This window comes from Zoogloea sp. GDB6 (assembly GCF_056724105.1).
In genome coordinates this window covers 1898854-1924185 of sequence record NZ_CM161497.1, presented here as the reverse complement: position 1 = coordinate 1924185, position 25332 = coordinate 1898854, and the positions used below count along the sequence as shown (strand labels likewise).

Sequence of the window (25332 nt, the reverse complement as noted above, 5' to 3'; positions counted from 1 at the left end):
CGTTCAGTCCCGGAAGTTACCGTACTGCAAAGGATAATCCGTCACATCCTTGCGGACCAGGGTAATACATTCCTGCAGGACATCCCGCTTCGCCCCGCTGACACGGACAGCCTCGCCCTGAATACTGGCCTGGACTTTAAGCTTGCTATCCTTGAGCAGCTTGACGATCTTCTTGGACTGCTCCTGCTCGATCCCGACCCGAACGGTAAGCTCCTGCTTGACCTTGTTGCCGCCGACCTTCTGAATATCTCCGTGCTTGAGGCAACGCACGTCGATCTTCTTGGCCGTCATCTCGGGCAGCAGGATCGCCAGCATCTGCTCCAACTGGAAATTGCTGTCGCCGTGGAGAACCAGGAGCTTCTCCTGCTGCTCCACGCGGGCGTCCGTGCCCTTGAAGTCGTAGCGGCCGGAGATCTTACGATTCGCCCCTTCAACAGCATTCTTCAGGGCAACCATGTCGACTTCGGACGTGATGTCGAAAGATGGCATGGACGCCTCCCGATCAGCCGAAGTAACAGACGTAGTGATAGGGCTCGCCGCTCACTTCGATATCGAAGCTGGAATTGCCCGGCACATTGAAGCTCTCGCCAGCCGCGGACACCTTCCATTCGGTCTCGCCTTTAAGGCGATAACGGCAGGAACCCGCCACCGTTTCCATCACTTCCGGCTCGCCGGTATTGAAGGTCAGGCTGGCAGGCAGGATCACACCAACGGTCTTCTTACTGCCATCGGCAAAGATGACCGTGTGGCTGACGCACTTGCCGTCAAAATAAACATTTGCCTTCTTGACGACGGAAACGCCATCGAACTGAGCAGACTGGGTCATATTTCCACCTTCACAAATTTATTCAATGCCTAACAGCTTCTGGATGATGCCTTTGGCCATGAAGCCAATGAAACCCACACCAAGCCCCACGAACATCCAGATCGCGCCGTATTTTCCCGCCTTAGATTCCCAGGCAAGTTGGCCGATGATGAAAATCATGTAGGCAATCAAGCCGCCTACACACACCTTGAGGGAAATGTCCTCGAACTCGGCTACGGTCAGACCGAATATCAGTGGGGCATTAGGGTCCATTTCTTTCGATCAACCCCGCTTCGCCTTGGCGTTGGCGGCGATCCGCATGCGCAGCGCGTTGAGGCGGATGAAACCGTGGGCATCCTTCTGGTTGTAGGCGCCCTGGTCATCCTCGAAGGTCGCGATCGTCGGGTCAAACAGGGAATCAGTCTTGGAGTCGCGGGCAACAACGATCACATTGCCCTTATAGAGCTTGATACGAACCCAGCCATTGACGGTCTGCTGAGTGTGGTCGATCAGCGCCTGCATGGCCTGACGCTCAGGACTCCACCAGTAGCCGGTATAGATCAGGCTGGCGTAGCGAGCCAGCAGATCGTCCTTGAGGTGGGCGACTTCACGATCCAGCGTGATGGACTCGATGGCGCGATGGGCACGCAACAGGATGGTTCCGCCCGGGGTTTCGTAGCAGCCGCGGGACTTCATGCCCACATAGCGGTTTTCGACCAAGTCCAGACGGCCGATACCATGCTTGCCGCCCAACTCATTGAGCTTGGCAAGCAGTTCATGCGCCTTCATGCGGGTGCCGTTAATGGCAACCAGATCGCCCTTCTCGAATTCGAGATCCACATACTCGGCAGCGTCGGGAGCAGCCTCTGGCGACACCGTCCAGCGCCACATGGACTCCTCGGCCTCGGCGGCCGGATTCTCCAGGTGGCGGCCTTCGAAGGAGATGTGCAACAGGTTGGCATCCATGGAGTACGGGGAGCCGCCCTGCTTGTGCTTCATCTCGATGGGGATACCGTTCTTTTCGGCATAGGCCAGCAGCTTCTCGCGGGACAGCAAGTCCCATTCGCGCCACGGTGCGATGACCTTCACATTCGGCATCAGCGCGTAATAGCCCAGTTCGAAACGGACCTGATCGTTACCCTTGCCGGTAGCGCCGTGGGAAACCGCATCGGCGCCAGTCTGACGGGCGATCTCGATCTGGCGCTTGGCGATGAGCGGACGCGCGATCGAAGTGCCGAGCAGGTATTCACCCTCGTAGATCGCATTGCAGCGGAACATCGGGAACACGAAGTCGCGCACGAACTCTTCGCGCAGATCGTCGATGAAGATGTTCTCGGGCTTGATGCCGAATTGCAGCGCCTTCGCACGTGCCGGCTCAAGCTCCTCACCCTGACCGAGGTCAGCCGTGAAGGTGACCACTTCGCACTGGTAGGTGTCCTGCAGCCACTTGAGGATTACCGATGTATCCAGCCCGCCCGAGTAGGCAAGCACAACCTTCTTTACGTCGCTCATGTCCCGCTTTCCGAATATGAGTAATTGAGTCTTAACCGCTTCCGACCACGCTATGCGCAGTCACCCTCGATCTTTCCGATCAGGAGGTATTCCATCAAGGCCTTCTGCACATGCAGGCGATTTTCCGCCTCGTCCCAGACGACGGACTGGGGTCCGTCGATGACCTCCGCGGATACCTCCTCACCACGATGGGCAGGCAGACAGTGCATGAACAACGCGCCGGGATTGGCCACCTTCATCATGTCTTCGTCCACCTGCCAGTCGGCGAAGTCGCGCATCCGCTCTTCGTTCTCTGCCTCGAAACCCATGCTCGTCCACACGTCCGTGGTCACCAGGTCGGCGCCGCGGCAGGCGTCCATCGGATCGTCGAAGTGCGCATAGTGATCCGTGCCGTACAACCCGGCCCGCTCGGGTTCGACTTCATACCCCGGCGGCGTGGACACATGGACATGGAAATCCAGTACTTCGGCCGCCTGCAGCCAGGTGTTGCAGACGTTGTTCGAATCCCCGACCCAGGCCACCGTCTTACCCTTGATCGAACCACGATGCTCGATGAAAGTGTAGATGTCGGCCAGGATCTGGCAGGGATGGTATTCGTTGGTCAAACCATTGATCACGGGCACCCGCGAATACTCCGCGAAACGCTCGATGATGGATTGCTCGAACGTGCGGATCATCACGATATCGCTCATGCGCGAGATCACCTGCGCCGCGTCTTCCACCGGCTCGCCGCGCCCCAGTTGGGAATCCCGCGTATTCAGGTAGATCGCCGACCCACCGAGCTGCTGCATCCCGGCCTCGAAAGACAGCCGCGTCCGCGTGCTGGCCTTCTCGAAGATCATCACCAGTGTTCTGTCGAACAGCGGATGATGAGGCTCGTAACGCTTGAAACGCTCCTTGATCCAGCGCGTGCGGGAAAAAAGGTAGTCGTATTCAGCGCAGGAAAAATCGTTGAACTGTAAGTAATGTCTCGGTGCGTTCATGGCACTCGTTCTTCGTTATTGTGCTGCTAGAAATCCCTTGATGAGCGGCACCAATCCTTCCACCAACGCGGCCGCCTCCCGTTCGCTGAAATTCAACGACGGCAGCAAGCGCACGACCTTGTCGGCGGTAACATTGATCAGATAACCCGCTTCAAGAGCCTGCCCCACCAAAGCACCGCAGGGACGATCGAGCTCGATACCGATCATGAGACCGGCCCCCCGGATCTCAAGCACTCCGGGAACACCCTTGAGGGCCTCACTGAAAGCGTCACAGATATGACGTCCAATCCGCTCAGCATTTCCAAGCAGATCTTCCTCGTCGATAACAGACAAGGTGGTCAGCGCCGCAGCACACGCCAGCGGATTTCCACCAAATGTGGACCCGTGATTACCGGGCTGAAAAACACCCGCAGCCCGTCCGGAAGCCAAGCACGCGCCAACCGGAACGCCAGAGCCAAGCCCCTTTGCAAGGGACATCACATCCGGCTTCACACTTGCATTCTGATGACCGAACCACTTGCCGGTCCGCCCGACGCCACATTGCACCTCATCAAACATCAGCAACAACCCACGCTCATCACACAGCGCGCGCAGGCCCCTCAGATAATCATGCTGAGCGACATGAACGCCGCCCTCACCCTGAACGGGCTCGAGCAGAACTGCAACCACGTCAGTCCGGCCTTCAAGGCTCTGCTCCACTGCAGCCAGATCATCAAAGGGAGCCCGCAGGAACCCCTCCACCAGCGGCTCGAAACCGACCTGCACCTTCTTGTTGCCTGTGGCGGACAGGGTAGCAAGCGTACGGCCATGGAAGGAATGCTCCATGACGATGATCACGGGCTCTGCAACACCGCGTTTGTACCCATAAAGACGAGCCAGCTTTATCGCTGCCTCATTGGCCTCACAGCCAGAATTGCAAAAGAACACCTCGTCCATGCCCGACAGCTCGGCCAACTTGTCGGACAGCGCCTCCTGCAAAGGAATCGCGTACAGATTCGAGGTGTGGATGACACGAGAAGCCTGCTCTGCGATAGCCTTGACCAGCCGGGGGTGATTGTGTCCCAGAGTCGACACCGCGATTCCGGACAGAGCATCGAGATAACGTTTACCGGATAGATCAAACAACCAAGACCCCTCCCCGTGGCTGAATGCCACCGGAAGCCGTCCGTACGTGTTCATCAGGTGAGACATGAAGCAACCTTGTCGATGTTCGCCAACCATTGACGCAGACAACCGCGTCGGAGCCAGAAAGGCGAAACGGCGACTTTCGCCGCCGTCGAATAAAGAAAACCGCTTGAGGATTCTAAGTGATATCCGTCTTGTTGTACAGGAACACGGCCGCAGCCTAACGACGCCCCATCGACATTTGGCACGTTCCTCAGCAAACCCGCCGGCTAACGCTCATTGGGACAGGCCCTCCGCCCCGGGAGGCGCAACCTTCTCTTCAGCTGAACCAGACTCCGCTGATATGGCTGACTTCCGTGGCAAGGCCTGCCACTTTCCAACCTTCTCCAACTTTTGTCTCAACCCCGGCAACTGATAGCCCATGCCATACGCCGCGTGCGCGGCCGCCAATGCCTCATCATACCGCCCAAGAGCAAACCACCCGAGGCCAAGATTGTACTGTGCATTAGGATTATCCGACGGCACTGACGCCTGAGCCGCTGTAAGCTGCGCTTCGGCCCCCTTCTTGTCTCCGGCCTCTGTCAGCCATACACCGTAGAGTAGATGAACCACCCCATCATTCGGAGCAAACCTTAGCGCCAAATCGAAGTAACACTCTATCGAGCGCTCCATTCCAAGCGGCCTATGAGTCCTATCCCTCTTGGCCAACCTAACGAGCGTTGCGAGGGCTCGATGGTGATTTGGAAAATGGCTTAATACATAAGCTAAATCCGGGCCGACAGTCGCGGCGGTCACCCCTCGCACCAGGGCCTCCACCTGTGGCGAGAAATGATACTTCTCCACCACATGCAACATATCATTAGCCGGAGGCGTCCGATAATCGAATGGACCGGTCATCGGAGGCTCCAAAGGCAAACACCCCCAGTTGTCTTCTGCAAAAGCTACCCTAGAAAACACACCGAGCACAACCAAGCCGATCACCAAGGTCAAATAGCTTCCAAGCCTAATCTTTCTCATACGCCCACACATTTCAATAAGCCCCCTGGTTCAACCCGCACCACATCAAATCGCCCCCATGACCGAGGCATTGAGTTGCTGTGCATTGACACGCAGAAAATTCTGGGCCAATCGAAGCGAAAACCGTGTCGGAGTACGCTCCCACGGCGTAAAGCGAGGCAACTCAAATCGATCGCTCTCCTTACCGACAGAGCCGCTCGACGTGGTAAAAGCCGCCTCGTAACCCGCGCGTCTAACAATCCGCACGTCCCGCGCCAAATAATCCATCCCTGGCTTTCCGTTAGGGTAAGCAAAGAAGCGCGGCGAATGGCCCAAAATCTGCGTCAGATGTGCCCGATTCGCCACGATTTCGTCTTCTGCTGCCTGATCATCGAGAACAGCCAAGATAGGATGATTCATCGTATGGCCACCAATTTCCATCCCCCCATCTCGCAGAGCGCGCAGCTGCTCCGACGACATCATCAGATCAACGGGCCTATCAACCCGGGCTTCCGACATCAACCTCGCCAATGCCTCTTCACGCTCCCGCAAGGACAGATATTTGACCTTGAGCAAGACTTCGTTCGTTACGCTCCTTCGCCGAGGAAGGTCGGCGATGCTTAGCCTCCCCAGTCCAAGCCATCCCAGATCGATTTCGTCCAGCTGCGTACGCCTCAGGGACTCAATGACCAAATCATTGAACATCACCCCGCCGTCCAGATACCCGCTGGCAATAAAAAACGCCGCTTCCACGCCATGTTTGCGCAAAATCGGGTATGCAACAGTGAAGTTATCCGCGTAACCGTCATCAAAGGTAATAACCAATGCCCGCGGGGGCAAACGCCCATCCCGCCACAAAGCAATCGCCTCTCCTACCGGCAACACATTAAAACACCTGACCAAGACACTCAAAAGTTCATCAAATTTTTCGGCGTAGACTTCCGATGGATAAAACGGATCCTGCACGGGGAAGACCCGGTGAAAGATCAAGGCGCTAAGCCGGGTGGCTTGCCCACAAAACAAAGACGCGACACCATCGCAGACAAGGGGTAAGACGGGAATGGACACTCAGCTAGACCTCTTCAGCAACACATCAGCATTCGCAAAGTACGGGTGAAACATCATGCCTTACCTTCTCGCCAGTCACGGTGAATATAAGCAAGCCGTAAAACGGATCCACCACTCCGCTTACCGTCTAGCGCTTGACGTGACTCACAACGTACCGGCTCTTTCCCGACTTCTCAGGCGGAATCTCGGGCACTTCAGAGATATCCACTTGCACGGACTCACCTAACCTAGCAGCGAAGTCACGACGGATACGCTGACGCTCCGCTTCGCCGAAACGCTCGTCGATGACGACCAGAACTTCCGTACGTTCGATGCTGTGCTGAACGATCTTGAAACGCTGAACACCGGGCAGGTCACGTACAGTGTAGATCAGAGCCAGGGCATGGATGACTGTCCCGTCAGCAGCGACCACGAAATCAGTGGTGCGCCCCTGGACCTGGGACAACACCGGCAATTTCACCCCGCAGCCACACTCCTGACTGCCCATCACGGCCACATCGCCAGTGCGATAGCGAACAAAAGGAAAACCCCGCGTGGCCGTATGGGTAACCACGATCTCACCAGCCGTGCCAGGCTCGACCGGAAGCCCTTCTGAATCAATGATCTCGACAACAATGTCTTCGGCCGAGAGATGAAGACTGCCATGAGAACACTGATGAGCAATAAAGCCCGCATCGCGTGAGCCATATCCGTTTGCCACCGGGCAGCCAAACACTTCGGTGATGGACTTCTTCTGATGATCGTAGAGCATCTCTGAGGTGACAAAAGCCACCTTGATTCCCAGATCATTCATAGGAATCCCCCATGACCGAGCCCTCTCTGCGATGTGAGCGAAGGCCGACGGGTAGCCGAAAAGCATTCGCGGCCGCAACGAACGAATGGTCGCCAGCATGTTGCGAACTTTTTCATCCGACATTTCAAACGCCGGTAGCAGCGTAGTCCGCAAGATGCGGTCTCGCACAGCCCTCACACGATCCTGAGCCCCCAACTCGATGGGGGACCCCCACAACACGACCTCTGGATCGCCGATATCCACCCCCCACCATCGGGTAGCCCGCCACTTGGCGGCAATATCATGGCTCTTGCGCTCTTTACCTATATAAAAAATAAGCGGCTCGCCGCTGGACCCACCGGTGTTATAACGCATCAGACCGGTCGCGTCATCGGCGCGCAAGATTTCAGCATTCTCGCGAATCACCGGCTTGGTCATGAACGGCAGCCGCTTCAGGTCCTCGACACCACGGCATGAAGCCGGATCAAAGCACAGTTCTTTGAACTGCTGCCGGAAATAAGGGACGTGGGTTCCGATATCAATCAGAAAGCTGCGAAGACGCTGTGCCTGAATAGCCAGGATCTGCTCCAACGGTAGATACTGGCTCCGCTCCAACTCATGCAGACGTTGCACCGAGGTATGGGATTTCATTTTTTCATGGAGAGGAAAAATCACTCCCGAACACAAACGTGTGTACAAACCCATTTCCATTATCCCTTGGCAAGCATCGCTTCGTGGTAGGCCGCAAGCCACTTCTCTCGAATCACAGGCCATGCGTACTGTTCAACTTCCTCTCGCGCAGCAGCGGCGAGCCGCTGTGCCGTATACCCATCCAGCAAAAGTTCCAGCATTGCTTCTGCCATGCGCTCAGGTGAACGAGCGGGAATCAGCAACGCGGTGCGCCCGTGCTCGGCAATGAAAGGCACCCCACCAACGTCCGTTGAGACCACCGGAACGCCACTGGCGAAGGCTTCCAGAATCGATATAGGCATATTGTCGACCGTACTGGGATTCAGCATCAGATCCGCAGAGGCATACAGTGCTGGAATTTTCTCGTTGTCAATACGACCAGCAAAAGTCACGGCAGCCGAGATTCCCAAATCTCTAGCCATACCTTCCAGGCGTCCCCTCTCCGGACCACTACCAGCGATGGTCAAGGTCGCCCCAGGAATGTGCTTCAATACATGAGCAAACGCCATCAACACTGTTGGAATGTCATAGATTGGCTCAAGATTACGCGTCACTACCACGTGCGGACTCTGACGCCCAACAGCACGCTGCACCGCAAAACGCTCCAGATTGATGATGTTTGGCACAATTCGGGACTCGAAGCCGAAGCGCCGAAAGCACTCCTCAAGAAAAGCCGAAGGCACAACCAGCGCACTGGCGCTACGCAGCGTACGATGAACGAAGCGTGGTGCCGCAGCAAAGAACGATTCGGCCCCGCCGCCTCGATAATTGACGACTATGGGGGTCCCCCGTAGGCGCGCAATCCAGATAGCCGGCGCAGCAAATAGATGCCAAGACCACCCCGAGTTGGCCAACACATGCATTACGTCACTACGTCCTGCGGCTCGCCACAAGGCAAATAAATACGGTAACAAACGGGCTACAGCCCTTAACACCGGAATCTGTCCAATCCAGGCCGGCCGATAGACTTCATTGGTACGCACCAGCTCCACATGAACCCCCTCGCCCTCCATCAGCCCAAGCAACTGCTTGCACTGATTCGCCATGCCGCCGGAAGGTGGCGGAAGCGGCCCCACTATGGTCAGACGTAGCCCCGAGTATCGATCACCGTCCATCACTGTAATTCACACTCAGCATCTTCAAAGAGGGAGTAGTCACGACATCCCATGGAAATACGGCCCAACCGGCCGCAAACGAGTTTAGCGCTGACGCAGATTGAAACGCGTGACACATCGCTCAATGACATCATCAAGACGCTCCATTGCACGTGACCAAGTGTGCCGGGCAAGCATTCGTTCACGGCCCGCGTGGCTCAAGCGTCGGCGCTCGCCTGGGCTGGAGAGAATCTGAAGGATTGCCGATGCATACTCTGAAGGCGTGTCTGCCACCAAGAAATGGACATCTTTGTCCGCATCCACTCCCCCCGCGGCGATAGAGCTGGTCACCACCGGCACACCCATGGCCATCGCCTCCAGGATCTTATTCTGAGTGCCACGAGCGATATTAAGCGGGGCTACAGTCAGCGCCGAGCGCCACACATATGGCCGCACATCGGGCACGGAGCCAGTCACCGTCACTCCCGGCAAGTCCCCGAGTTTGCGCACTCCCGCCGAGGGTTCGGCCCCGACGATGAATAGCTGAAGCTTGGGACGCTCCGTCTGCAACAGAGGGAGAGTATTCTGGCAGAAGGTTCGCATACACTCTTCGTTCGGGTAGTAATCCATTCGCCCGATGAAACTGATGATGTTCTCGTCGTACTCGTCCTTGGAAGGAATAAAGAAATCGGTATCTACACCATTCGGAAACCAACCCGACAGCACTCCAGTATTGAAGCTGTCCAGTGTTCGTTGTTCGGCAACGGTTGCGACCGCCCCCAGATCGAACTTTCGGGCGATTCGCTTTTCTGCGTTGAGGATCTTACGGCCCTCCAACCAGTAACCGGCTGATACCGGGAAACGCCTGTAGCGCACGTATTCCAACCACTTCTGGGAATCCATGTCGCAGTAGTCGAGCAATTTAGGAATGTGATTCACATTTTCTACATAACGTGCGACAGACGAGCAATGAACAACGATCAGATCCCACGACTTCTCTTCAAGAAGAGAATCAATACGGCCCTGCAACTCGGGCGAATAGAAAAAGGCTTCTGAGGCGGAACCCGGAGTAACCAGGCTAGTCACCATCCGCAATACCTGCACAGGGCCTTTCACGACGGCCATCTCGAACCCTTCACAGAAAGGAGCGATTCCCTTCCCCTCCTTCACCTCATCCTCGGAACGCGCCAGGGAACAGACTGTCACTCTGTGCCCTTGTCCCGACAGATGGCGGATCATGTGGAAGGCCCGGACCTTTGCCCCACCAACAGGGGGGTACGGGAAACGATGGCAAATAAAAAGGATATTCATGCGCGGCAATACTTGACGGCGACGAGTCTATTCAGACCTTCAGTGCGACAGAGAACGTCCATGAGCGGCCAACGCACGGCCGTAGACATCCACATAGCGCTCAACACTTCCCTTCCAAGTTCGCTCGACCTCGACAAAATAACGAGCCTGGGTGCGAATCTTCGGCCACATGTCGCGCTTGCTCAATATTTCTTCGATCGACGCTGCCAGGGCCTGTTCGTCGCCGGCCTTGAACAGGAAACCGGTTTCACCATGACGCACCAGTTCCCTGTGCCCGCCCACATCGGATGCAACGAACATCCGCCCCTGAGCCATCGCCTCAAGGGGCTTCAGTGGCGTCACCAACTCGGTCAGGCGGATGGGAATGCGCGGATACGCTAGCACGTCGATCAGATCGTAGTAGTTCTGGACGTCAGCATGGGGCACCCGACCTGTAAACACGACCCTGTCAGCAATGCCAAGGGCCGCCACCTGGGCTTTCAGATTGGCGTCCTGAGGTCCTCCGCCCACCAGCAACACACGTAAATTGGGACGTTGTGCAAGCAATCTGGCCGCAGCGGACACCAGCAGATCCAGGCCCTCATAACCATAGAAGGAGCCGACAAACCCCACCACGGTCATGCCTTCCAGCCCCAACTGCTGACGCAGCGCAAGATCCGCCTCACCACGCAACTGGAAGGAGTCAACGTCTACCGCATTGGGGATCACGGTAATCTTGTCCGGAGCAATACCCCGCGCCGAGATGTCCCTGCGCAGCCCTTCACAAATGGTGGTCACTTGGTCGGCTCTCCGCAACGCATAGGTTTCCAACGCACGCGTCAACCGATAGCGCAGACTGCCTTCGGATGTCGTGCCATGGTCTACCGCCGCATCCTCCCAGAATGCACGCACTTCGTAGACCACAGGAATCCCATGCTTCTTCCCCACTCGCAGGGCTGGCAGCGCGTTCAACACCGGAGAATGGGCATGCAGGATGTCCGGACGGATTTCGCGCACCAACTCGTCGAGACGCCGGGTGGTCAGGCGCATCTGGCTGACCAGCCCCTCGTTTCCCTGGTTCGGCGTACGGTGGAATACCCAACCGCCTGCCACTTCCGATCCCCCTTCGCTGAGCCCCTGCTTGGGTGTAGTCAGATGAAAGGTCTCCCAACCACGCAAACCTTGCTGCTTGAGAATGGAGGCAGTACGAAAAGTGTAGCCACTATGCAGCGGCAGGGAATGGTCCAGAATATGAAGAATACGGGTCATACCGCCACCCCTTTATCGACCAAAGGCGTGACGCTTCTCATGCTATTGCGGACAAAAGCTTCAAACATCAAGATGGTCCAGATCGTCGAACTGTAATCACGAGCGCCGGACTGATGGGCGTCAACCACGTGACGGAGATACTTGTCGTTGAAGAGGCCCGTATTTCTCAGCACATCGCCGAACAGGGCGCTCTCGACCCTTTCCTTGAGCGGACCACGGAACCACCGGGCCAATGGCACAGCAAAACCCATCTTCGGACGGTAGAGCACGTCGTTCGGCAACATCGGCTCCATAGCCTTCTTGAACAAGAACTTCCCTTCCTGCCCCTTGATCTTCAAATGGGTAGGCAGACTGGCGAGCCACTCCACGAGTGGGTGATCCATCAACGGCTCCCGCACTTCAAGCGAATGAGCCATGCTGGCCCGATCGACCTTGGTGTTGATGTCGCCAACCAAATACGTCTTGATGTCCAGATACTGCACCAAGGCCAACGCATCGTCGGTACCGGCGTTGGCCGCATGTCGCCGGAACACTTCGACGGCGTTATAACCGGCAAGTTGATTACGGAAGGTCTGGGAGAAAAGCTGACGACGCATGTCGTCACGCAGAATGGAGACCGAATGGAAATACGCCTGGACAGAGTCCCGCGCCAATGCCTGAAAAGTAGTCTTCGCGCGAAACACCCGCGGAGCCCAATCGGCCTTGGGATACAGACGGCCCAGGAGGCCAAAAACCGGTTTGCGCACCGAATGGGGCAGGCCACTTCGCATTTTTTCTTCCATCATGTGGAAGCGATAACGCCGGTACCCCCCCATGTTCTCGTCCCCCCCATCTCCGGACAGAGCGACCGTCACATACTTGCGTGCCAGTTGACAGACCCGGTAGGTTGGAATCGCCGAACTATCGGCATAAGGCTCGTCATAGAGGGCGGCCAGCGTATCGATCAGATCGAAATCATCTGACTTCACGGTTTCCAGACGATGGTTGGTGCGGTAACGCTCAGCCACCATCTGTGCAAATGCGGACTCATTAAAGGCTGGATCATCAAATCCGATCGAGCAAGTATTCACAGGTTCGCTCGAAATCCCAGCCATCGTTGCAACGACTGCACTGGAGTCGACGCCGCCAGAAAGGAAGGCGCCCAATGGCACTTCAGAAATCATGCGCAAGCGCACTGACTCCCGGAGACGATCCGTCAGTTCGGCGGCGGCATCCGGGAGGCTCAGGTGGTTGTCGAGCGTGAAGCGTACATCCCAGTATGGCTTAGGTTCAGGAAGCGGTTGGCCATGACGAATGGTCAGGGAGAAGCCCGGGTCGAGCTTGCGTGCGCCCTTGAAGATAGTGCGCGGCTCTGCCACATAACCAAGCGCAAAATATTCCTCGACGGCCAGCGGGTCCATGGTCCTGTCCAGCCCTGGATGCTGCATCAGAACCTTCAACTCGGAACCGAACAATAGCGTGCCATCGGACAGCACTGCGTAATACATCGGCTTGACGCCCATCCGATCCCGGGCCATGAAGAAGGTCTGCCGGTTTCGATCCCACAGGGCAAACGCAAACATGCCACGGAATCTCTTGACGCATTCCTCACCCCAAGCCTCCCAGGCGTGGACGATGACCTCCGTATCGCTACGGGTATGGAAACGGTGCCCCAATGCCGTCAGTTCGGGAATCAACTCCTGGAAATTGTAAATTTCCCCATTGAAGACTACGACAACCGAACCGTCCTCATTGAACAGCGGCTGCTGACCGGTCGAGATGTCGATGATGGACAGGCGTCGATGAGCAAACGCAATACCCGGCTCAAAGTGATAGCCTCCCTCGTCAGGCCCCCGGTGCTGCTGAATGTCGTTCATGCGCTGAATGAGATCTCGCGCAAACGTCTGCTTACCTCTCGTATCGACGAGCCCGGCTATACCGCACATAATTCTCTTACCTGTTGTCCATCGAGCCGGTACATGACCACATCTCAATGCCTATTGAATGATTCCGCCGGGGCGGGATTCTACCCTTAGTCACAACGATATTTGAAAATGCGGAAAGCATTCTCGATTCAAACTGCCAGAACAGTGCCTCTGCCTCAGCCCGACGCACCAAGTGCGACCAAGGCATCGATCAAATTCGTGCCATTGTCACGTCGAAACGCTTCCAATTGCTCATCCGCCCCTCTTTCATCAGAAGCACTTGCCCAGACGGCCACATAAGCCGACGTATCCGGACGCCCTTCCAACTTTATCAATGCAAGCAAAGCCTTAGCCATATAGTCATTCGTCACCAGACGACCATTAATCCAGTATCCCGACAAGACCGTGATTGATCTGCCCCGCCCCGCCAACACCGAGTGTAACCAAGGGCCACTCCCCCAATCCGGTCCTCGCACCTCAGCCACCCGGCTCCAGTTCTCGTTCGAGGGCTGCAGCAGCTGGTTCGACGTATTCACCAGCTCTCTACCATTTCCCTGCTGTGCATAAACAGCGACATAGACAGAGACACGATTCCGGCCATCCGTAAAATGACGCAACACTTGCTGTTGAAATCCCTGAAATGAGGGCTTGAAATCCCCCGACGCCCCTGCAGCCGACTCCTCCCAGCGCCCCGTCAAACGCATTGCGGGAACCTCAGACAAGGACTGATGCTGTGCAGCATCGGGACGTTCAAGCGCGCCTAGTAGCAGTGGCCAGACAGCCACTGCAACGGCGAGCGGCGCCACACGTAGCGCCAAGGCAGAAAACCCCGGCATATCGGTGGTGATGGACCGAAGGTCAGGCGCCGCAACGCCGGGCGCAAGATCCTCCCGCCAGCGCCCTCCAATCCAGAACATCAACATGATCACAATGCCGAAAAACAACCATCCATAAAGGATGTGATCAACCCCTGTAGCTATAGCGTTGTCACTCAAGTAGCCAAGCATAACGATCATGTACGCGCGCAGCCAATTGGCCACGACGGGTACGACGATCGCGCAGGCGACAAAAAGCAGTCGTCTCTTCAAGCTTCGATAACTGAGATAAGCGTAAAGCGTCCCCACCATGAGAGACGCTATCAGGTAGCGCACGCCACTACAGGCCTCAACGACTGACCAGCGTCCATTGGGCACCACGAAATGCAACCCTTCCTGATAGACGGGAACACCGGACATCCGCACGGCTGCGACTGTAAATAGCGCGGTGTACTTCATCATGGTCGGAAGCAGGAACTCCCCGATCGGCACACCGAAGAAAAGAAACAGGATCGGGAAAGCCAGTACCCGCGCCAGACTCAGCCCAAGAACTCCGATCAGACTGAAAATGAGCAGCAAGGCCAACGCCACATGGGTCACAGAAGCGACACTAGAGAGTTCGCCCAAAAGCCAGATCGTCCCTGCAAATAAAATAAGCAGCGACATTGCCCAGCACGGGCGCACAGGCTCCCCAACCAGCCGATCAGTACTTCGCCACACCAGCCAAGCAAATATTGGCAAAACGAGCAGTCCGTGCGCAAAAGTCTCCGAGCGCCACCAGATATTGAGGATCTCTGCCGACGTGTCGTGATACCACACGATAACCCAGGCGAACACGGCGCCCAGTGCAATGAGAACTTGTCGAACCGAAGCGTTCATCAGGCTTCTCCCCAATGCACCCGCCGGACAGAAAACTTCATGAGATCCATATCCCTAACCCAGATTGCGGACCAAAACGGGCCCCAACCAATTAGCCACCCCAAGGGGAAGGCGCTTCCATAGCGCGATAAAGGCTCGATACTTGGGATTCATGGGATTATTCTGTGGAACAGAGTCCCGCTTGAAAAGGCGGTACTCGTAGGACAGTGGCGTGGGCTCGAACCCCCAGTTCTTCTTGAAGTGATAGGGCCCCGTTCCGACCTTGCTACGCCCGTAGTCAAAAATACGGCATCCGCGCAAAGCCGCATGACGCATCAGCGCCCAATACTTGAAGTCATTGGCGGCCAGATCGCGAGCAGCAACATCGTCTCCGGCGTAATAAGGCAGAATCTCGTCACGGAAATAGAAGGTGAGCACGGAAGAGAGCGGTCTTCCATCATTGGTAGTCACCGTCATGATGTCGCAATCCTTACCGAAAGCCAGTAGCAAGGCCTCAAAGAACTTCTTGGGCAACGCCGGAGTACCGTGCCTCAGTACATTATCGGAATACAAGGTAAAAAAACGATCTGCAGAATCGTCAATAGCGCTACGCAACCCGTTCTTGATGCCCTTGCGCACCATGGCCCTCTGCTTGCGCGGGATGGCCTGCATGTTCGCCTCATCGTCTGCCTGGATTTCCTTGCGGAAAGTCACATACAAATCCTGCCTCGGCCACTCAGGATGACGTTCGTGGAGATTCCTATACTCCAGATGCTGGACGCCAACCTTTTGCGCCAGATCCTCGGCAGCTGCCTCCAGGGCGCACACCGCCTCTCCGTCATTGCCCGCCACTCCCCCATAGACAGCGAAAGGCAACGATGTGAGCGCATGACCAAACAAAGTGCTCTTTACTTCAACCAAAGGCAGGACAGCGACAATTTCTCCACCGCGCTCTGCCAACCAGTAGTGTGTTCGATGCCGGAAAATCCTCTGCATCAGATCCCGCCATTCGATCCTATGGAAAAAAGTCGCATCGGGACTGGCGAACACAAATTCGTTCCAGCGCGCTGCATCACTGTCCACAAAGGGACGCACAATCACATCAGACATCGCAGAACCTTAAACAATCGGCTTGGCCAAGGGGAGAAACACTTCATCCATCCGCCCCCAGGCAAAATCCCCCAGGAGACGCTGCAGACGTGCCTCAGTACGTGAAAGGTTCACGTAATGCCGAAAACGGGTCTTGGCACTCGCTTGGGATACGACTGGCTGCCCGGGATCAATCTCCCATGGATGAAAATAAAAGATTGCCGGCTTACCGTCGGCCTCATTCACTTTCCGGATTCCCCAGGAAGAGACGAAATAAGGCAGAAGCCGAAAATAGCCCCCGCCGCCCACCGGCCAGTTCCGTCCAAATTGACGCACAGTACTGATCGGGATCTCGACGAGCCCTCTGCCAACTACATAAGGGAAGCGAGGTGCATCTGGCACTCCGTAATGATCATGCTTCACGGGATAGACGCTTGAACTATAGCGATATCCTGCTTCTTCAATACAAGCGTGCGCCCATGGATTAGACTGACCAATAGAAAAACTCGGAGCGCGATAACCGCTTACCTGGCAACTCGCGATATCCTCCAACACCACCTTAGCTAACTTGATGTCTGCCAGGAAGGCCTCGGGAGTCTGCGCACTGGCCCTCTCATGGCCGTATCCATGACTCGCTAGTTCATGGCCCTCCGCCGCAATCAGACGAATTAGCATCGGATAGCGCTCGGCGATCCAGCCTAATGTAAAGAAAGTTGCTTTGGCGCCTTCCTCATGGAGCATCTCAAGAATCCTCTGAACGTTCCGCTCCACTCGGCAGGGCGTATCGTCCCAGACATCCTTTGGGAAATGCGGAGCCAAGGCCGACACCTGGAAATAATCTTCCACATCGATGGTCAACGCGTTTCGAACAGAAGGTCCGCTGAAATTCTTCATTGTGACCCCGCGTCACTTTCCGGCCCGGAAGCCTCCTGCGCAGTTCCAATCAACTGAGAAAGTGCATTCAATGTTATCGACAAGGTCCGCTCCAATAGCGCAATACGCTCCTCGATACGCACCACGTCGTAACCCGGACCAATCTCTGCCAATGCTCGTGCAGCCCTAGGATTAGCCAAGATAGCCTGCAGATCTACGCCAGCAGCCAGCAGCCCCATCACCTGTCGCGGGGAATCCGCCGAATCGGAACCACTTTCGGGGACGACCTGTTCTTCACGCATCTCGGCCGCTGTCTGTTCGACGATTTCACCTGAGATTCGCCGCTCATCCCCAAGAAAGGCAGCTAGCATAATCCTGTCACACAGTGCGTTGATACGACGTGGGATCCCCTGGCTATATTTGAAAATTGCGGTCATTGCCTCCGAGTCAAAGGCAGGATTTCCGTTCCAGCCAACACAAGTCAGCCGGTGCTCTACATACGCCTGCGTCTCCTGCAGATCCAGGGGCCCCAGATGATAAGAAGCAATGACCCGTTGGCGAAGCTGGATCATTTCTGGACTCTGCATGATCTTTCGGAACTCAGGCTGCCCGACCAAGAAACTCTGCAACAATGCGTGGTCTTCTAGCTGAAAATTGGAGAGCATGCGCAACTCTTCCACAGCTCGTGGAGTGAGATTCTGCGCCTCATCCACAATCAACAGTGCTCGTTTCCCCTTCGCCGTAGTGGAAACCAGAAAAGACTCGATTGCCAACAGCAGGTCACTCTTGGAGAGGTTTCTGCTCGGAATGCCGAAAGAGGCAGCAACCAGCCGAAGGATATCGTCCGCATCGATCTGAGTACTTACAAGGTTCGCCGCAATAATCTTGCTCGGATCCAACTTCTCCAGCAAGCTGCGCACCAAAAGGGTCTTACCCGCCCCAACTTCACCCGTTATGACTATGAAACCTTCGTTTTGATGGAGCCCATATTCCAGGTAAGCCATTGCCCGGCGGTGACCACGACTGCCGTAAAAGAAACTTGGATCGGGATTAAGTTGAAAGGGCTTTCCCTTGAGACCGAAATGGGCTTCGTACATATACAGAGTCAGAACGTAATAAAGACGGAGCCAACAGCGGCATTCTCACTATAGTTACTGGCGCCCTCACCCCGAACATTCCGAAGAGTCAGAATACCATTTGCCCTTCTACCCAACCTGGAAACGAGGTCCGTAGATACGCGGCGCATACGCATCGTCGGATCAAGCCCCGCATCAGTTGTGTCACGAGAACTATTACTGACGGTCAGACCCGCGTTAGCAGACATGTCCGCCGTCAACTTGTGACTGAGCACGACTGAAGCACTGTTTTCCCTGACACGACTTGCATTTTGAAAATCGCCGCCAAAAGCAGAAAAAGACTGCTCGGAGAAGCGATTTCTTTCTGAATGAAAAGCGGAAAAAACCAAGGTATTACGCACACCGAGAAGGCTCATCTCGACACCCACGCGTCGGTCCAGAAACAATCCATTCGACAACACGGCCTGACTGACACCGACGTTTTGTGGCAGGCCCTGGGCTGTAATGAACTGACGAACAAATGCATCACGCTCTACAACATTGGGATGACTACTCTGCGTCAAGGACATCAGGAGATCATAGGTGCTGATAGCCGAAAACGCCGACAGTGACTGGCTCGTGGAGTTGACGTCCTTCGAATACGTGAGCTTGGCTGCATACAGTGGACCACGATGTTCGGCAGAAAGCTGAAATCCGGGGCCAAAAAAACGATCCTCCCAAAGTGCCGACAACTTGGTCACCGGGCTTGGCGTCCAGTCGGCTCCAGCACCGTATATGCGCGAACGTTCCGTATTAGCGGAGTTAATATTATTACCTTCAACCCCCCCGATAAGCCTTAATTGAAGCTGCGGCGTCATTTTCAATTGACCGGTAAAACGGACAATCTGCTGCTTCAAATCGCGCGCACCCGACGTGGACATAACACTGTCCGACCCGGCCAAGGACCAGCCAATATTTCCAAAAGCCGCTGGATCACCAATATTGAAAGAGAGGGCGTTGTTCCTGCTTGATTTGAACCCAGCCCCCGAGCTCGTCGTCTCACCAAGCAGGTAGCGAATTTCAACGCTTCCTGCATCTCCAAAGTGCTCAATGAAGGTAGGCGCTACCGAGAAATTACGAACCTCGCCAATATTGTTGGTCCCTGTGACCGAATCGGCAGCTTGGGGGGCGAAGACAGACAGGGTCTCCCGAGTGACGGATGCATTCAAATCGATGAATCCATGCTGCCTCCACGCCTCTACGCGACCAGCGCCGCGCATGGTCAGAAAGCCTTGATTGCGGCTCGAATCCTCACCGTAGAAGGTTCCATTAAACGCCGCCTGCAAATTGCCCTGTATGACACCGGCTCCGGAACTGACACTCACCGTCGGGCTAACTTGCGTAATGAAATCCGAACGAGCCTCGGATCTCTTAGACAGCATGACGTTGTCCGTGACGGTTTCGATCAGCGCAACAGACGGGACAATGCTCAACGGGGAACGCGACATATCTGAATCAGCTCCCCTTGCGCCAATAGCCACGGGAACCTGTTGCGCATACGCCAACCCACTGATGGAAACGGCCAGAACTGTCAGACAATACGGAAACGATGACAACTTGCGCATCGATTGACGACGAACTCTCACGTCTTATCCTTCGATCCGTGTCCGTAGCCATAGCCGTAGCCATAACCATAGCCGTAGCCATAGCCGTAAGAATCACTCCCGGCATGCTGGGTTTTATTCAACAACATCAAACGTACTGGACAACTATCAATGGTCGCCAAGGCTTGCGTAACTGCAGCCCGAGTTGTCTTATGGGCTTCAACAACCATGACGATCTGCCCCATATGGGTTGCAAGCACCCGAGACTCCGTAGTCACCAGCAGCGGCGGAGAATCGAAAACGATGATGCGATCCGAATAGCGCTCCGCCAGCTCCGCCAAAAGGCTATTCATTGCATCGCTAGCCAGAAACTCGGTTGCCCGCGGATGAGGCGTTCCTGCGGGTAGGAGGCTCAATTTCTCAATATTGGTCCTAAGCAAGACGTCACCAAGTTTGACATCAGTCGATGTCATTACGTCCATCAACCCTTTTCGAGGCGGCAAACCGAGCACGTTCAGAACTGACGGCCTTGACACATCCGCATCGATCAACAGCACGGTATGGTCGAGTTCCATCGCCATGCTGATCGCAAGATTGATCGAACTGAAGCTCTTGCCCTCGCCCGGCAGCGAGCTGGTCACCATGATCAGATTCGCGTTCTTGACTTCTGCGGCCCCTTTGCCCTGCACGTTCCGCAAAAGAGGACGTTTGATGATCCGGAACTCATCACCAATCAACGAGCGCGGCGCATTCGGGGTCACGATTCCGACTGAATTCAATCGGTCGAGATCGATTTCTACGTAGCGGTCATTCGCACTGCTAGTGCTGATTGCAGGAGCGGAATCAGCTGACTGGGGCTCTGTACTCGGCGCCCCCTCCGATGGAGCAGCCACTACGATCGGAGCTGGAGTCGGCTCCGCTCCCTCCTCATTCAGGATCTCTGTTTGAGGTGCATCGCTTGCACCGGCTTTCTGAAGCTGCTCAAGCCGTTCGACAGCCTTCTCGATAATGCTCATGTTTTACCTCAGCCCATCCTGGTCAATATCAGGGAGACGGTCATCGCACCAAACAGGCCGATAAGTCCTCCTACTGCACACAGGAATGCGATCTTTCCACGGCGCTGCTTACGCAAGAATTCAGAATCGGCCAGCCTGCTCACAGATCCAAGCACCGCTAGTCCCGTTACCTCCCGCAGAGCGGAACTGTCAGCAAAAGTCGGGCGGATCTGACTCATCAGGAAAGTCACTACGGCCCCCAGCAATAGGGCTGCTCCGCCACCTGCAGGCATCAACAGCAAACGATTGGGTGCCGTTGGCTTGCTCGGAACAGTAGGTGGATCAATCAGACGAAAATCAGCCACACCAGACGTTGCGCCCATTTCCACGGCCATCGCGGCCGACTCACGCCGAGCAACCAGGGCATCGTAATTGCGCTTATTGATGTCGTAGTCCCGGTTGAGCTGAGTAAACTCAGCCTCAAGTTGCGGCAACATCCGGGAGGATGCGGTCAACGCCTGCACCCGGCTCTCATATTCCGCCACCCGAGCCTTCAGCGAAGCAACATTGGCTTCCGCCTCTGCCAGCGACATCTTCAGTTGCTGGTACACAGGGTTCGCATTTACGGAAGGCACATGTGCCCCCCCGCTTGTCGCCGCCGCTTTACGACGCGCCTGAACCTCGCTGGCCTTTTGAGCCTCCAGGCTTTCAATCATCTTCCGCGCGCCAACAACGTCAGGATGCTGCTCCGTATAGCGTTGAAGCAGGGAGTCCAGATTTTTTTTCAATACTTCAATACGCCCGTCCAACTCCGGAACGGATATGGAGGATAACGTTGAGCTGGATGGATTCTCCGGTAAAAAAACAGGCTCTTCACCGGTAATCTGGCGCTTCAGGGCATCCCTTGAATTCTCTGCCTCACGCAACGCAAGCCGCGCCTGATTGAGTTGCTCATGGACTTCACTCATTCTTCCGAAATAGTCACGCCCACCGCCGCCTACGCTGTTCAGATTACGTAGCTTATATTCCTTCAGACGGTTCTCCGCCTCTTCGAGCTTTTGCTCATAGCTCTTGATTTGCTCTTCAATAAATTTCCGAGCTGTGTCGGAATCCCTCCGTTTATCACCCAGACCCGATTCAACAAACATGGAAACGAGCGACTGGACTACACGCTTGGCACGCTCCGCATCGGTATCGGTATAAGCCAGCGTATATAGATTATCCTGGCCCGCAATACGAATCTCCAAAGACTTAGTAACCTTTGATATGAGATTCTCACGCTCCTCCTTGCTCTTGACAGCCAGATCAAGGTCGGCCATGCGGATTAATTTCTCCACATTTGGACGACTGATAAGCGTCCGGCTCAGGATAACGATTTGCTGGTCGATGTTAGGCTGCACTGCCAGACCGGACATCAGCGGCTTGAGGATGGATTGCGTATCAACGTATACACGGGCCGATGACTCGTAGCGATCAGGCAGCATGTAGACCGTTGCAGCCGCAATGGGGCCAACGATCCAAGCCACGGCCAAACCCCACCAGCGGTATAGCCACATACTGCGCAGAACGCTCGACAACTGTCGGAGAATGTCTTCCATTAGGAATTTCCGAAAACTGCCCCGGGATATCCCGGGGCGACATCAAGAGAAGAATCAGAACCAGCTTTGAGGAATGATCAACACGTCGCCCGGCTTCATTTCCACATTGGCTGATACATCGCCACGCTTGATGAGATCTTTCAGACGAACCGTGTACTGCTTGTTACCCTCAGTGGTTCGCAGTAAGGTCGCATGATTGCCGTCCGCAAAGTCGGTGATGCCGCCAACCGCGATCATCACATCCAGCAACGACATTTGCTGGCGGTATGGCAGAGTCTGAGGTTTGGTGGCTTCGCCCAGTACGCGGATCTGCTCGGAGTAGGGCCCGACAAAATTCCCCACAATCACAGTGACAACCGGATCACGGATGTACTTCGCCAACGCCTTCTCGATCTCCCGGGCCAACGCCGTCGAATCACGACCGGAAGCAGGTAAATCTTCAACCAACGGGGTGGTGATCTTGCCATCGGGGCGAACGGGAACCGACATCGACAACTCGGGGTTACGCCACACGACGATGTTCAGTGAATCACCAGGGCCGATCAGGTAATTGTAGTCACTCGTTGCTGCCGTCGCCGGTGCAGGCGGGTAGGTTGTGGCACACCCCACCAAACCCGCGGCGACACAAGTCAGCACAGTCATCGTGAAAACACGTTTCATAAGGTCCATCCCCTTAATTCGGCCAACCCACAGCCGTCGAATGATAACAATCGGATATTACGGCAGCCCGCTGAGCGCCTCCGGAGAAAAACATCACGCCAACAGGAAAAGGCCCAGAAGTCAAGCCGCCGACCATCCCGAAGACATTAATTCAAGCAAACGTCCTACGAAACGACCAAGCATTTCAAAAATACCAGCGCGCTTCGGTGTAGACCCGATCCTGATGATCATATCGGCCAAACATTCCTTGTGGTTTGCCACCGAAAACATCTGCGCCAAACGTAAGCCTCCAGCTCTTGGATGCCGACCAGATCACCTTCGGGCGGAACATGTAATCCGTGCGATTGAGCATCGAGACCAATAATGCCTCAGCCTCCCATGCTCTGTTGAGCTTGGTGTTGAGAAGCACGCTGGCCCCTCCCTCAGTACGCTCCAGCCCCGTAAACGGATCGTGATTGAGCATGCGACGGGCGAAATACTGGAGATTCACCCGCCCATCATTGAACGCGGGGATGTCAACGCCCACAACATAATCGACAGTATTTTGAGCCGTAAGACCAAACGGGGCCGCAGGATTGTAACTATTGAATTTCCGGCCTCGGGTTTGAACGACTTCGCTCTTCAGCACAAAATCGCCGAAGTCTTTGGCAAGCGTTCCACCGGTCTGACTGATGCGCTCATGGCGGGGCTCGAACTCGTTCGCCCCAACCATGTAGAAGGTCTGTGCCACATCTTCGCTACGATAGTAGAAGCCCGACAGATCCCAACCGCCAACCAGACGGGACAGTCGCCCCCCCCAGTTGGTGTTGCCCAGCGATGAATCCGGCTTGACCTCGCCACGGACATTCGCCCCTTTCGGCAAGGGATAGAATTCGGCACCAGGTTTACCGATCTTGTCGTAACTAGGCACGGGAATCCAGATCAGCTCTGCATGCGTATCCCCAAAATAGTATTCGGCGCGGGCAGCCCATTGAGGGATACGGAGTTGTTCGAAGTCAGGCAGGTAGAAGGTCCGTAGATCACGCGCAGACACGACGTCGGCGAAGAACAGACCGACCATTTCCCCCCAGACGATGTGCTGGCGACCGATCCGGAAGTCCACGTCACCGGCGGAAAAGTCTACGAAGGTTTCCCGAAAATTGAACTCATATTGCTGGTCCCGCCTGACCGCATCGGGATAGAAACCGGAGTCGATCCCGAAAACTGCGTCCGCATCAGCCCGGCCGGAGATTTTCCATTTGAAAACATCTCCTCCCCCTTGCGCCGTCAGCTCGGCACGCCCCCGCGCCATAGACCAGTGCTCCGGCTTTGCATACGTCCGCGCCAGATCGAACTGCAGATGGCCACTCGTCTGGACCGACTTGGAGTCCTCAAGCTCATCGACACTGAGATCCGGCTCTGCCGCAAATGCATGCCCTCCAGCAAACAGCCAAGCCAATGCCAGCCCGAGGCCGCCAGGTTTCAAAGTGAAACGCATCACTTTCCCCTTGTTCTCTCGTCTCAAATGAATCAAATATCAGGGTCGTCACCAGGCGTGCGACGGTCCTGCACGAAGATCCACGCGCCGTCCCGCTTCAGGCCGAGCGCCGTGATTTTCCCGTCCTCCATGCGCACCAGACGGTCGGCTCGATTCATCACCCTCTTGTCGTGGGTCGAGAAGACAAATGTCGTGCCCGAGTTCTGATTGATGTCACGCATCAAATTGAGGATGCTCTCCCCGGTTCTACGGTCCAGGTTGGCGGTAGGCTCGTCCGCCAGCACAACCCGCGAGTTCGTGACCAGGGCCCGTGCAATCGCCACACGCTGGCGCTGCCCGCCAGACAACTGGTTGGGCCGATGACGGGCATACTTGCTGAGACCCACCATCGAGAGGTAACGGGCGACCCTCTCCTGTCGTTCTTCCTTCGAGACTTCCGACATCTGTAACAAGGGGTACTCGACGTTCTCCTCGGCGGAAAGGACAGGCAGCAGGTTAAAGGTCTGAAAAATAAAGCCGATGGTTCTGGCCCGGACTCCAGCAAGTTCGTCGGGCGTTTGGCCGGAGACATCCTTACCTTCGATTTCCACCGAACCTTTGCTTGGCGTATCGATACATCCCATGATATTCAGAAGCGTGGACTTCCCGCTCCCCGAAGGGCCTGCAATCGCCATGAACACGCCAGGCTCAACGGTCAGCGACACCCCCTCGAGAGCTGTAACTTCCTGCTCACCGAGTTGATATACCTTGCTTACGTTGTCAACACGAATAATTGGCATCGGTGCGCGAGTCTATGTTGT

The 25332-nt window shown here is 55.7% G+C and carries 23 protein-coding genes; all 23 read right to left on the bottom strand.

Features of this window, described 5'->3' with window-relative positions:
- Positions 1-3: 3 nt before the first annotated feature.
- Positions 4-489: a YajQ family cyclic di-GMP-binding protein gene (locus AC1PQG_RS08705; protein WP_481114742.1), complete on the bottom strand. Its 486-nt coding sequence runs from the start codon at positions 487-489 to the stop codon at positions 4-6.
- Between the two features lie 13 nt (positions 490-502).
- Positions 503-826, bottom strand: a complete 324-nt coding sequence (gene ppnP, locus AC1PQG_RS08700) for a pyrimidine/purine nucleoside phosphorylase (RefSeq protein ID WP_481122190.1) — start codon at positions 824-826, stop codon at positions 503-505.
- Positions 827-844: 18 nt separating this feature from the next.
- On the bottom strand, positions 845-1078 hold the full coding sequence (locus AC1PQG_RS08695; RefSeq protein ID WP_481122189.1) for a DUF2788 domain-containing protein: 234 nt from the start codon (positions 1076-1078) through the stop codon (positions 845-847).
- 9 nt (positions 1079-1087) lie between these two features.
- Positions 1088-2317 carry an argininosuccinate synthase gene (locus AC1PQG_RS08690; protein WP_481114745.1) on the bottom strand — a complete coding sequence of 410 codons (1230 nt, stop codon included), beginning with the start codon at positions 2315-2317 and terminating at the stop codon, positions 1088-1090.
- A gap of 50 nt (positions 2318-2367) precedes the next feature.
- Positions 2368-3300: an ornithine carbamoyltransferase gene (argF, locus tag AC1PQG_RS08685; RefSeq protein ID WP_481122188.1), complete on the bottom strand. Its 933-nt coding sequence runs from the start codon at positions 3298-3300 to the stop codon at positions 2368-2370.
- A 15-nt stretch (positions 3301-3315) separates the two neighbouring features.
- On the bottom strand, positions 3316-4491 hold the full coding sequence (locus AC1PQG_RS08680; RefSeq protein WP_481122187.1) for an acetylornithine/succinylornithine family transaminase: 1176 nt from the start codon (positions 4489-4491) through the stop codon (positions 3316-3318).
- A 210-nt stretch (positions 4492-4701) separates the two neighbouring features.
- Positions 4702-5442: a tetratricopeptide repeat protein gene (locus AC1PQG_RS08675; RefSeq protein WP_481122186.1), complete on the bottom strand. Its 741-nt coding sequence runs from the start codon at positions 5440-5442 to the stop codon at positions 4702-4704.
- A gap of 45 nt (positions 5443-5487) precedes the next feature.
- The gene (locus AC1PQG_RS08670; protein ID WP_481122185.1) at positions 5488-6489 is read right to left on the bottom strand and encodes a polysaccharide deacetylase family protein; all 1002 of its coding nucleotides are present in this window, start codon (positions 6487-6489) and stop codon (positions 5488-5490) included.
- Between the two features lie 127 nt (positions 6490-6616).
- Positions 6617-7912, bottom strand: coding sequence for a phenylacetate--CoA ligase family protein (locus AC1PQG_RS08665; RefSeq protein WP_481122184.1), 1296 nt, complete (start codon positions 7910-7912; stop codon positions 6617-6619).
- Between the two features lie 59 nt (positions 7913-7971).
- On the bottom strand, positions 7972-8997 hold the full coding sequence (locus tag AC1PQG_RS08660; protein ID WP_481122183.1) for a glycosyltransferase family 4 protein: 1026 nt from the start codon (positions 8995-8997) through the stop codon (positions 7972-7974).
- A gap of 153 nt (positions 8998-9150) precedes the next feature.
- On the bottom strand, positions 9151-10356 hold the full coding sequence (locus tag AC1PQG_RS08655) for a TIGR03087 family PEP-CTERM/XrtA system glycosyltransferase (RefSeq protein WP_481122182.1): 1206 nt from the start codon (positions 10354-10356) through the stop codon (positions 9151-9153).
- A gap of 39 nt (positions 10357-10395) precedes the next feature.
- Positions 10396-11604, bottom strand: a complete 1209-nt coding sequence (locus AC1PQG_RS08650) for a TIGR04063 family PEP-CTERM/XrtA system glycosyltransferase (protein ID WP_481122181.1) — start codon at positions 11602-11604, stop codon at positions 10396-10398.
- Positions 11601-13529 (bottom strand): XrtA/PEP-CTERM system amidotransferase, encoded by a 1929-nt coding sequence (locus tag AC1PQG_RS08645; protein WP_481122180.1) that lies wholly within the window; start codon positions 13527-13529, stop codon positions 11601-11603. Before AC1PQG_RS08645 ends, AC1PQG_RS08650 begins: the two co-directional genes overlap by 4 nt.
- 155 nt (positions 13530-13684) lie before the next feature.
- Positions 13685-15202 (bottom strand): exosortase A, encoded by a 1518-nt coding sequence (gene xrtA / locus AC1PQG_RS08640; protein WP_481122179.1) that lies wholly within the window; start codon positions 15200-15202, stop codon positions 13685-13687.
- A 54-nt stretch (positions 15203-15256) separates the two neighbouring features.
- Positions 15257-16291, bottom strand: a complete 1035-nt coding sequence (locus AC1PQG_RS08635) for a FemAB family XrtA/PEP-CTERM system-associated protein (RefSeq protein WP_481122178.1) — start codon at positions 16289-16291, stop codon at positions 15257-15259.
- Positions 16292-16300: 9 nt separating this feature from the next.
- A complete protein-coding gene (locus tag AC1PQG_RS08630; RefSeq protein ID WP_481122177.1) occupies positions 16301-17164 on the bottom strand; it encodes an XrtA system polysaccharide deacetylase in 864 nt (287 codons plus the stop codon).
- Entirely contained in the window at positions 17161-18240 is a 1080-nt protein-coding gene (locus tag AC1PQG_RS08625) for an XrtA/PEP-CTERM system-associated ATPase (RefSeq protein ID WP_481122176.1), read from the bottom strand. Before AC1PQG_RS08625 ends, AC1PQG_RS08630 begins: the two co-directional genes overlap by 4 nt.
- An 8-nt stretch (positions 18241-18248) precedes the next feature.
- On the bottom strand, positions 18249-19844 hold the full coding sequence (locus AC1PQG_RS08620; protein ID WP_481122175.1) for a TIGR03016 family PEP-CTERM system-associated outer membrane protein: 1596 nt from the start codon (positions 19842-19844) through the stop codon (positions 18249-18251).
- The gene (locus AC1PQG_RS08615; RefSeq protein ID WP_481122174.1) at positions 19841-20818 is read right to left on the bottom strand and encodes an XrtA-associated tyrosine autokinase; all 978 of its coding nucleotides are present in this window, start codon (positions 20816-20818) and stop codon (positions 19841-19843) included. The genes AC1PQG_RS08620 and AC1PQG_RS08615 overlap by 4 nt, the downstream gene beginning before the upstream one ends.
- 8 nt (positions 20819-20826) lie before the next feature.
- A complete protein-coding gene (locus AC1PQG_RS08610; protein ID WP_481122173.1) occupies positions 20827-22395 on the bottom strand; it encodes an XrtA system polysaccharide chain length determinant in 1569 nt (522 codons plus the stop codon).
- Positions 22396-22449: 54 nt separating this feature from the next.
- The gene (locus AC1PQG_RS08605) at positions 22450-23055 is read right to left on the bottom strand and encodes an XrtA/PEP-CTERM system exopolysaccharide export protein (RefSeq protein WP_481114762.1); all 606 of its coding nucleotides are present in this window, start codon (positions 23053-23055) and stop codon (positions 22450-22452) included.
- Positions 23056-23239: 184 nt separating this feature from the next.
- On the bottom strand, positions 23240-24532 hold the full coding sequence (locus tag AC1PQG_RS08600) for a DUF1302 family protein (protein WP_481122172.1): 1293 nt from the start codon (positions 24530-24532) through the stop codon (positions 23240-23242).
- Positions 24533-24564: 32 nt separating this feature from the next.
- Entirely contained in the window at positions 24565-25311 is a 747-nt protein-coding gene (locus tag AC1PQG_RS08595; RefSeq protein ID WP_481114764.1) for an ABC transporter ATP-binding protein, read from the bottom strand.
- Positions 25312-25332 lie beyond the last annotated feature (21 nt).

Excerpts from the sequence above, each read along its gene's own strand:
- AC1PQG_RS08650 (WP_481122181.1), bottom strand. The coding sequence starts at position 11,604 with ATGACCCGTATTCTTCATATTCTGGACCATTCCCTGCCGCTGCATAGT.
- AC1PQG_RS08690 (WP_481114745.1), bottom strand. The coding sequence starts at position 2,317 with ATGAGCGACGTAAAGAAGGTTGTGCTTGCCTACTCGGGCGGGCTGGAT.
- AC1PQG_RS08675 (WP_481122186.1), bottom strand. The coding sequence starts at position 5,442 with ATGAGAAAGATTAGGCTTGGAAGCTATTTGACCTTGGTGATCGGCTTG.
- AC1PQG_RS08680 (WP_481122187.1), bottom strand. The coding sequence starts at position 4,491 with ATGTCTCACCTGATGAACACGTACGGACGGCTTCCGGTGGCATTCAGC.
- AC1PQG_RS08600 (WP_481122172.1), bottom strand. The coding sequence starts at position 24,532 with ATGCGTTTCACTTTGAAACCTGGCGGCCTCGGGCTGGCATTGGCTTGG.
- AC1PQG_RS08705 (WP_481114742.1), bottom strand. The coding sequence starts at position 489 with ATGCCATCTTTCGACATCACGTCCGAAGTCGACATGGTTGCCCTGAAG.
- AC1PQG_RS08605 (WP_481114762.1), bottom strand. The coding sequence starts at position 23,055 with ATGAAACGTGTTTTCACGATGACTGTGCTGACTTGTGTCGCCGCGGGT.
- AC1PQG_RS08695 (WP_481122189.1), bottom strand. The coding sequence starts at position 1,078 with ATGGACCCTAATGCCCCACTGATATTCGGTCTGACCGTAGCCGAGTTC.
- ppnP (WP_481122190.1), bottom strand. The coding sequence starts at position 826 with ATGACCCAGTCTGCTCAGTTCGATGGCGTTTCCGTCGTCAAGAAGGCA.
- AC1PQG_RS08655 (WP_481122182.1), bottom strand. The coding sequence starts at position 10,356 with ATGAATATCCTTTTTATTTGCCATCGTTTCCCGTACCCCCCTGTTGGT.
- AC1PQG_RS08660 (WP_481122183.1), bottom strand. The coding sequence starts at position 8,997 with ATGGCGAATCAGTGCAAGCAGTTGCTTGGGCTGATGGAGGGCGAGGGG.
- AC1PQG_RS08610 (WP_481122173.1), bottom strand. The coding sequence starts at position 22,395 with ATGGAAGACATTCTCCGACAGTTGTCGAGCGTTCTGCGCAGTATGTGG.
- argF (WP_481122188.1), bottom strand. The coding sequence starts at position 3,300 with ATGAACGCACCGAGACATTACTTACAGTTCAACGATTTTTCCTGCGCT.
- AC1PQG_RS08615 (WP_481122174.1), bottom strand. The coding sequence starts at position 20,818 with ATGAGCATTATCGAGAAGGCTGTCGAACGGCTTGAGCAGCTTCAGAAA.
- xrtA (WP_481122179.1), bottom strand. The coding sequence starts at position 15,202 with ATGAACGCTTCGGTTCGACAAGTTCTCATTGCACTGGGCGCCGTGTTC.
- AC1PQG_RS08630 (WP_481122177.1), bottom strand. The coding sequence starts at position 17,164 with ATGAAGAATTTCAGCGGACCTTCTGTTCGAAACGCGTTGACCATCGAT.
- AC1PQG_RS08645 (WP_481122180.1), bottom strand. The coding sequence starts at position 13,529 with ATGTGCGGTATAGCCGGGCTCGTCGATACGAGAGGTAAGCAGACGTTT.
- AC1PQG_RS08595 (WP_481114764.1), bottom strand. The coding sequence starts at position 25,311 with ATGCCAATTATTCGTGTTGACAACGTAAGCAAGGTATATCAACTCGGT.
- AC1PQG_RS08625 (WP_481122176.1), bottom strand. The coding sequence starts at position 18,240 with ATGTACGAAGCCCATTTCGGTCTCAAGGGAAAGCCCTTTCAACTTAAT.
- AC1PQG_RS08635 (WP_481122178.1), bottom strand. The coding sequence starts at position 16,291 with ATGTCTGATGTGATTGTGCGTCCCTTTGTGGACAGTGATGCAGCGCGC.
- AC1PQG_RS08665 (WP_481122184.1), bottom strand. The coding sequence starts at position 7,912 with ATGAAATCCCATACCTCGGTGCAACGTCTGCATGAGTTGGAGCGGAGC.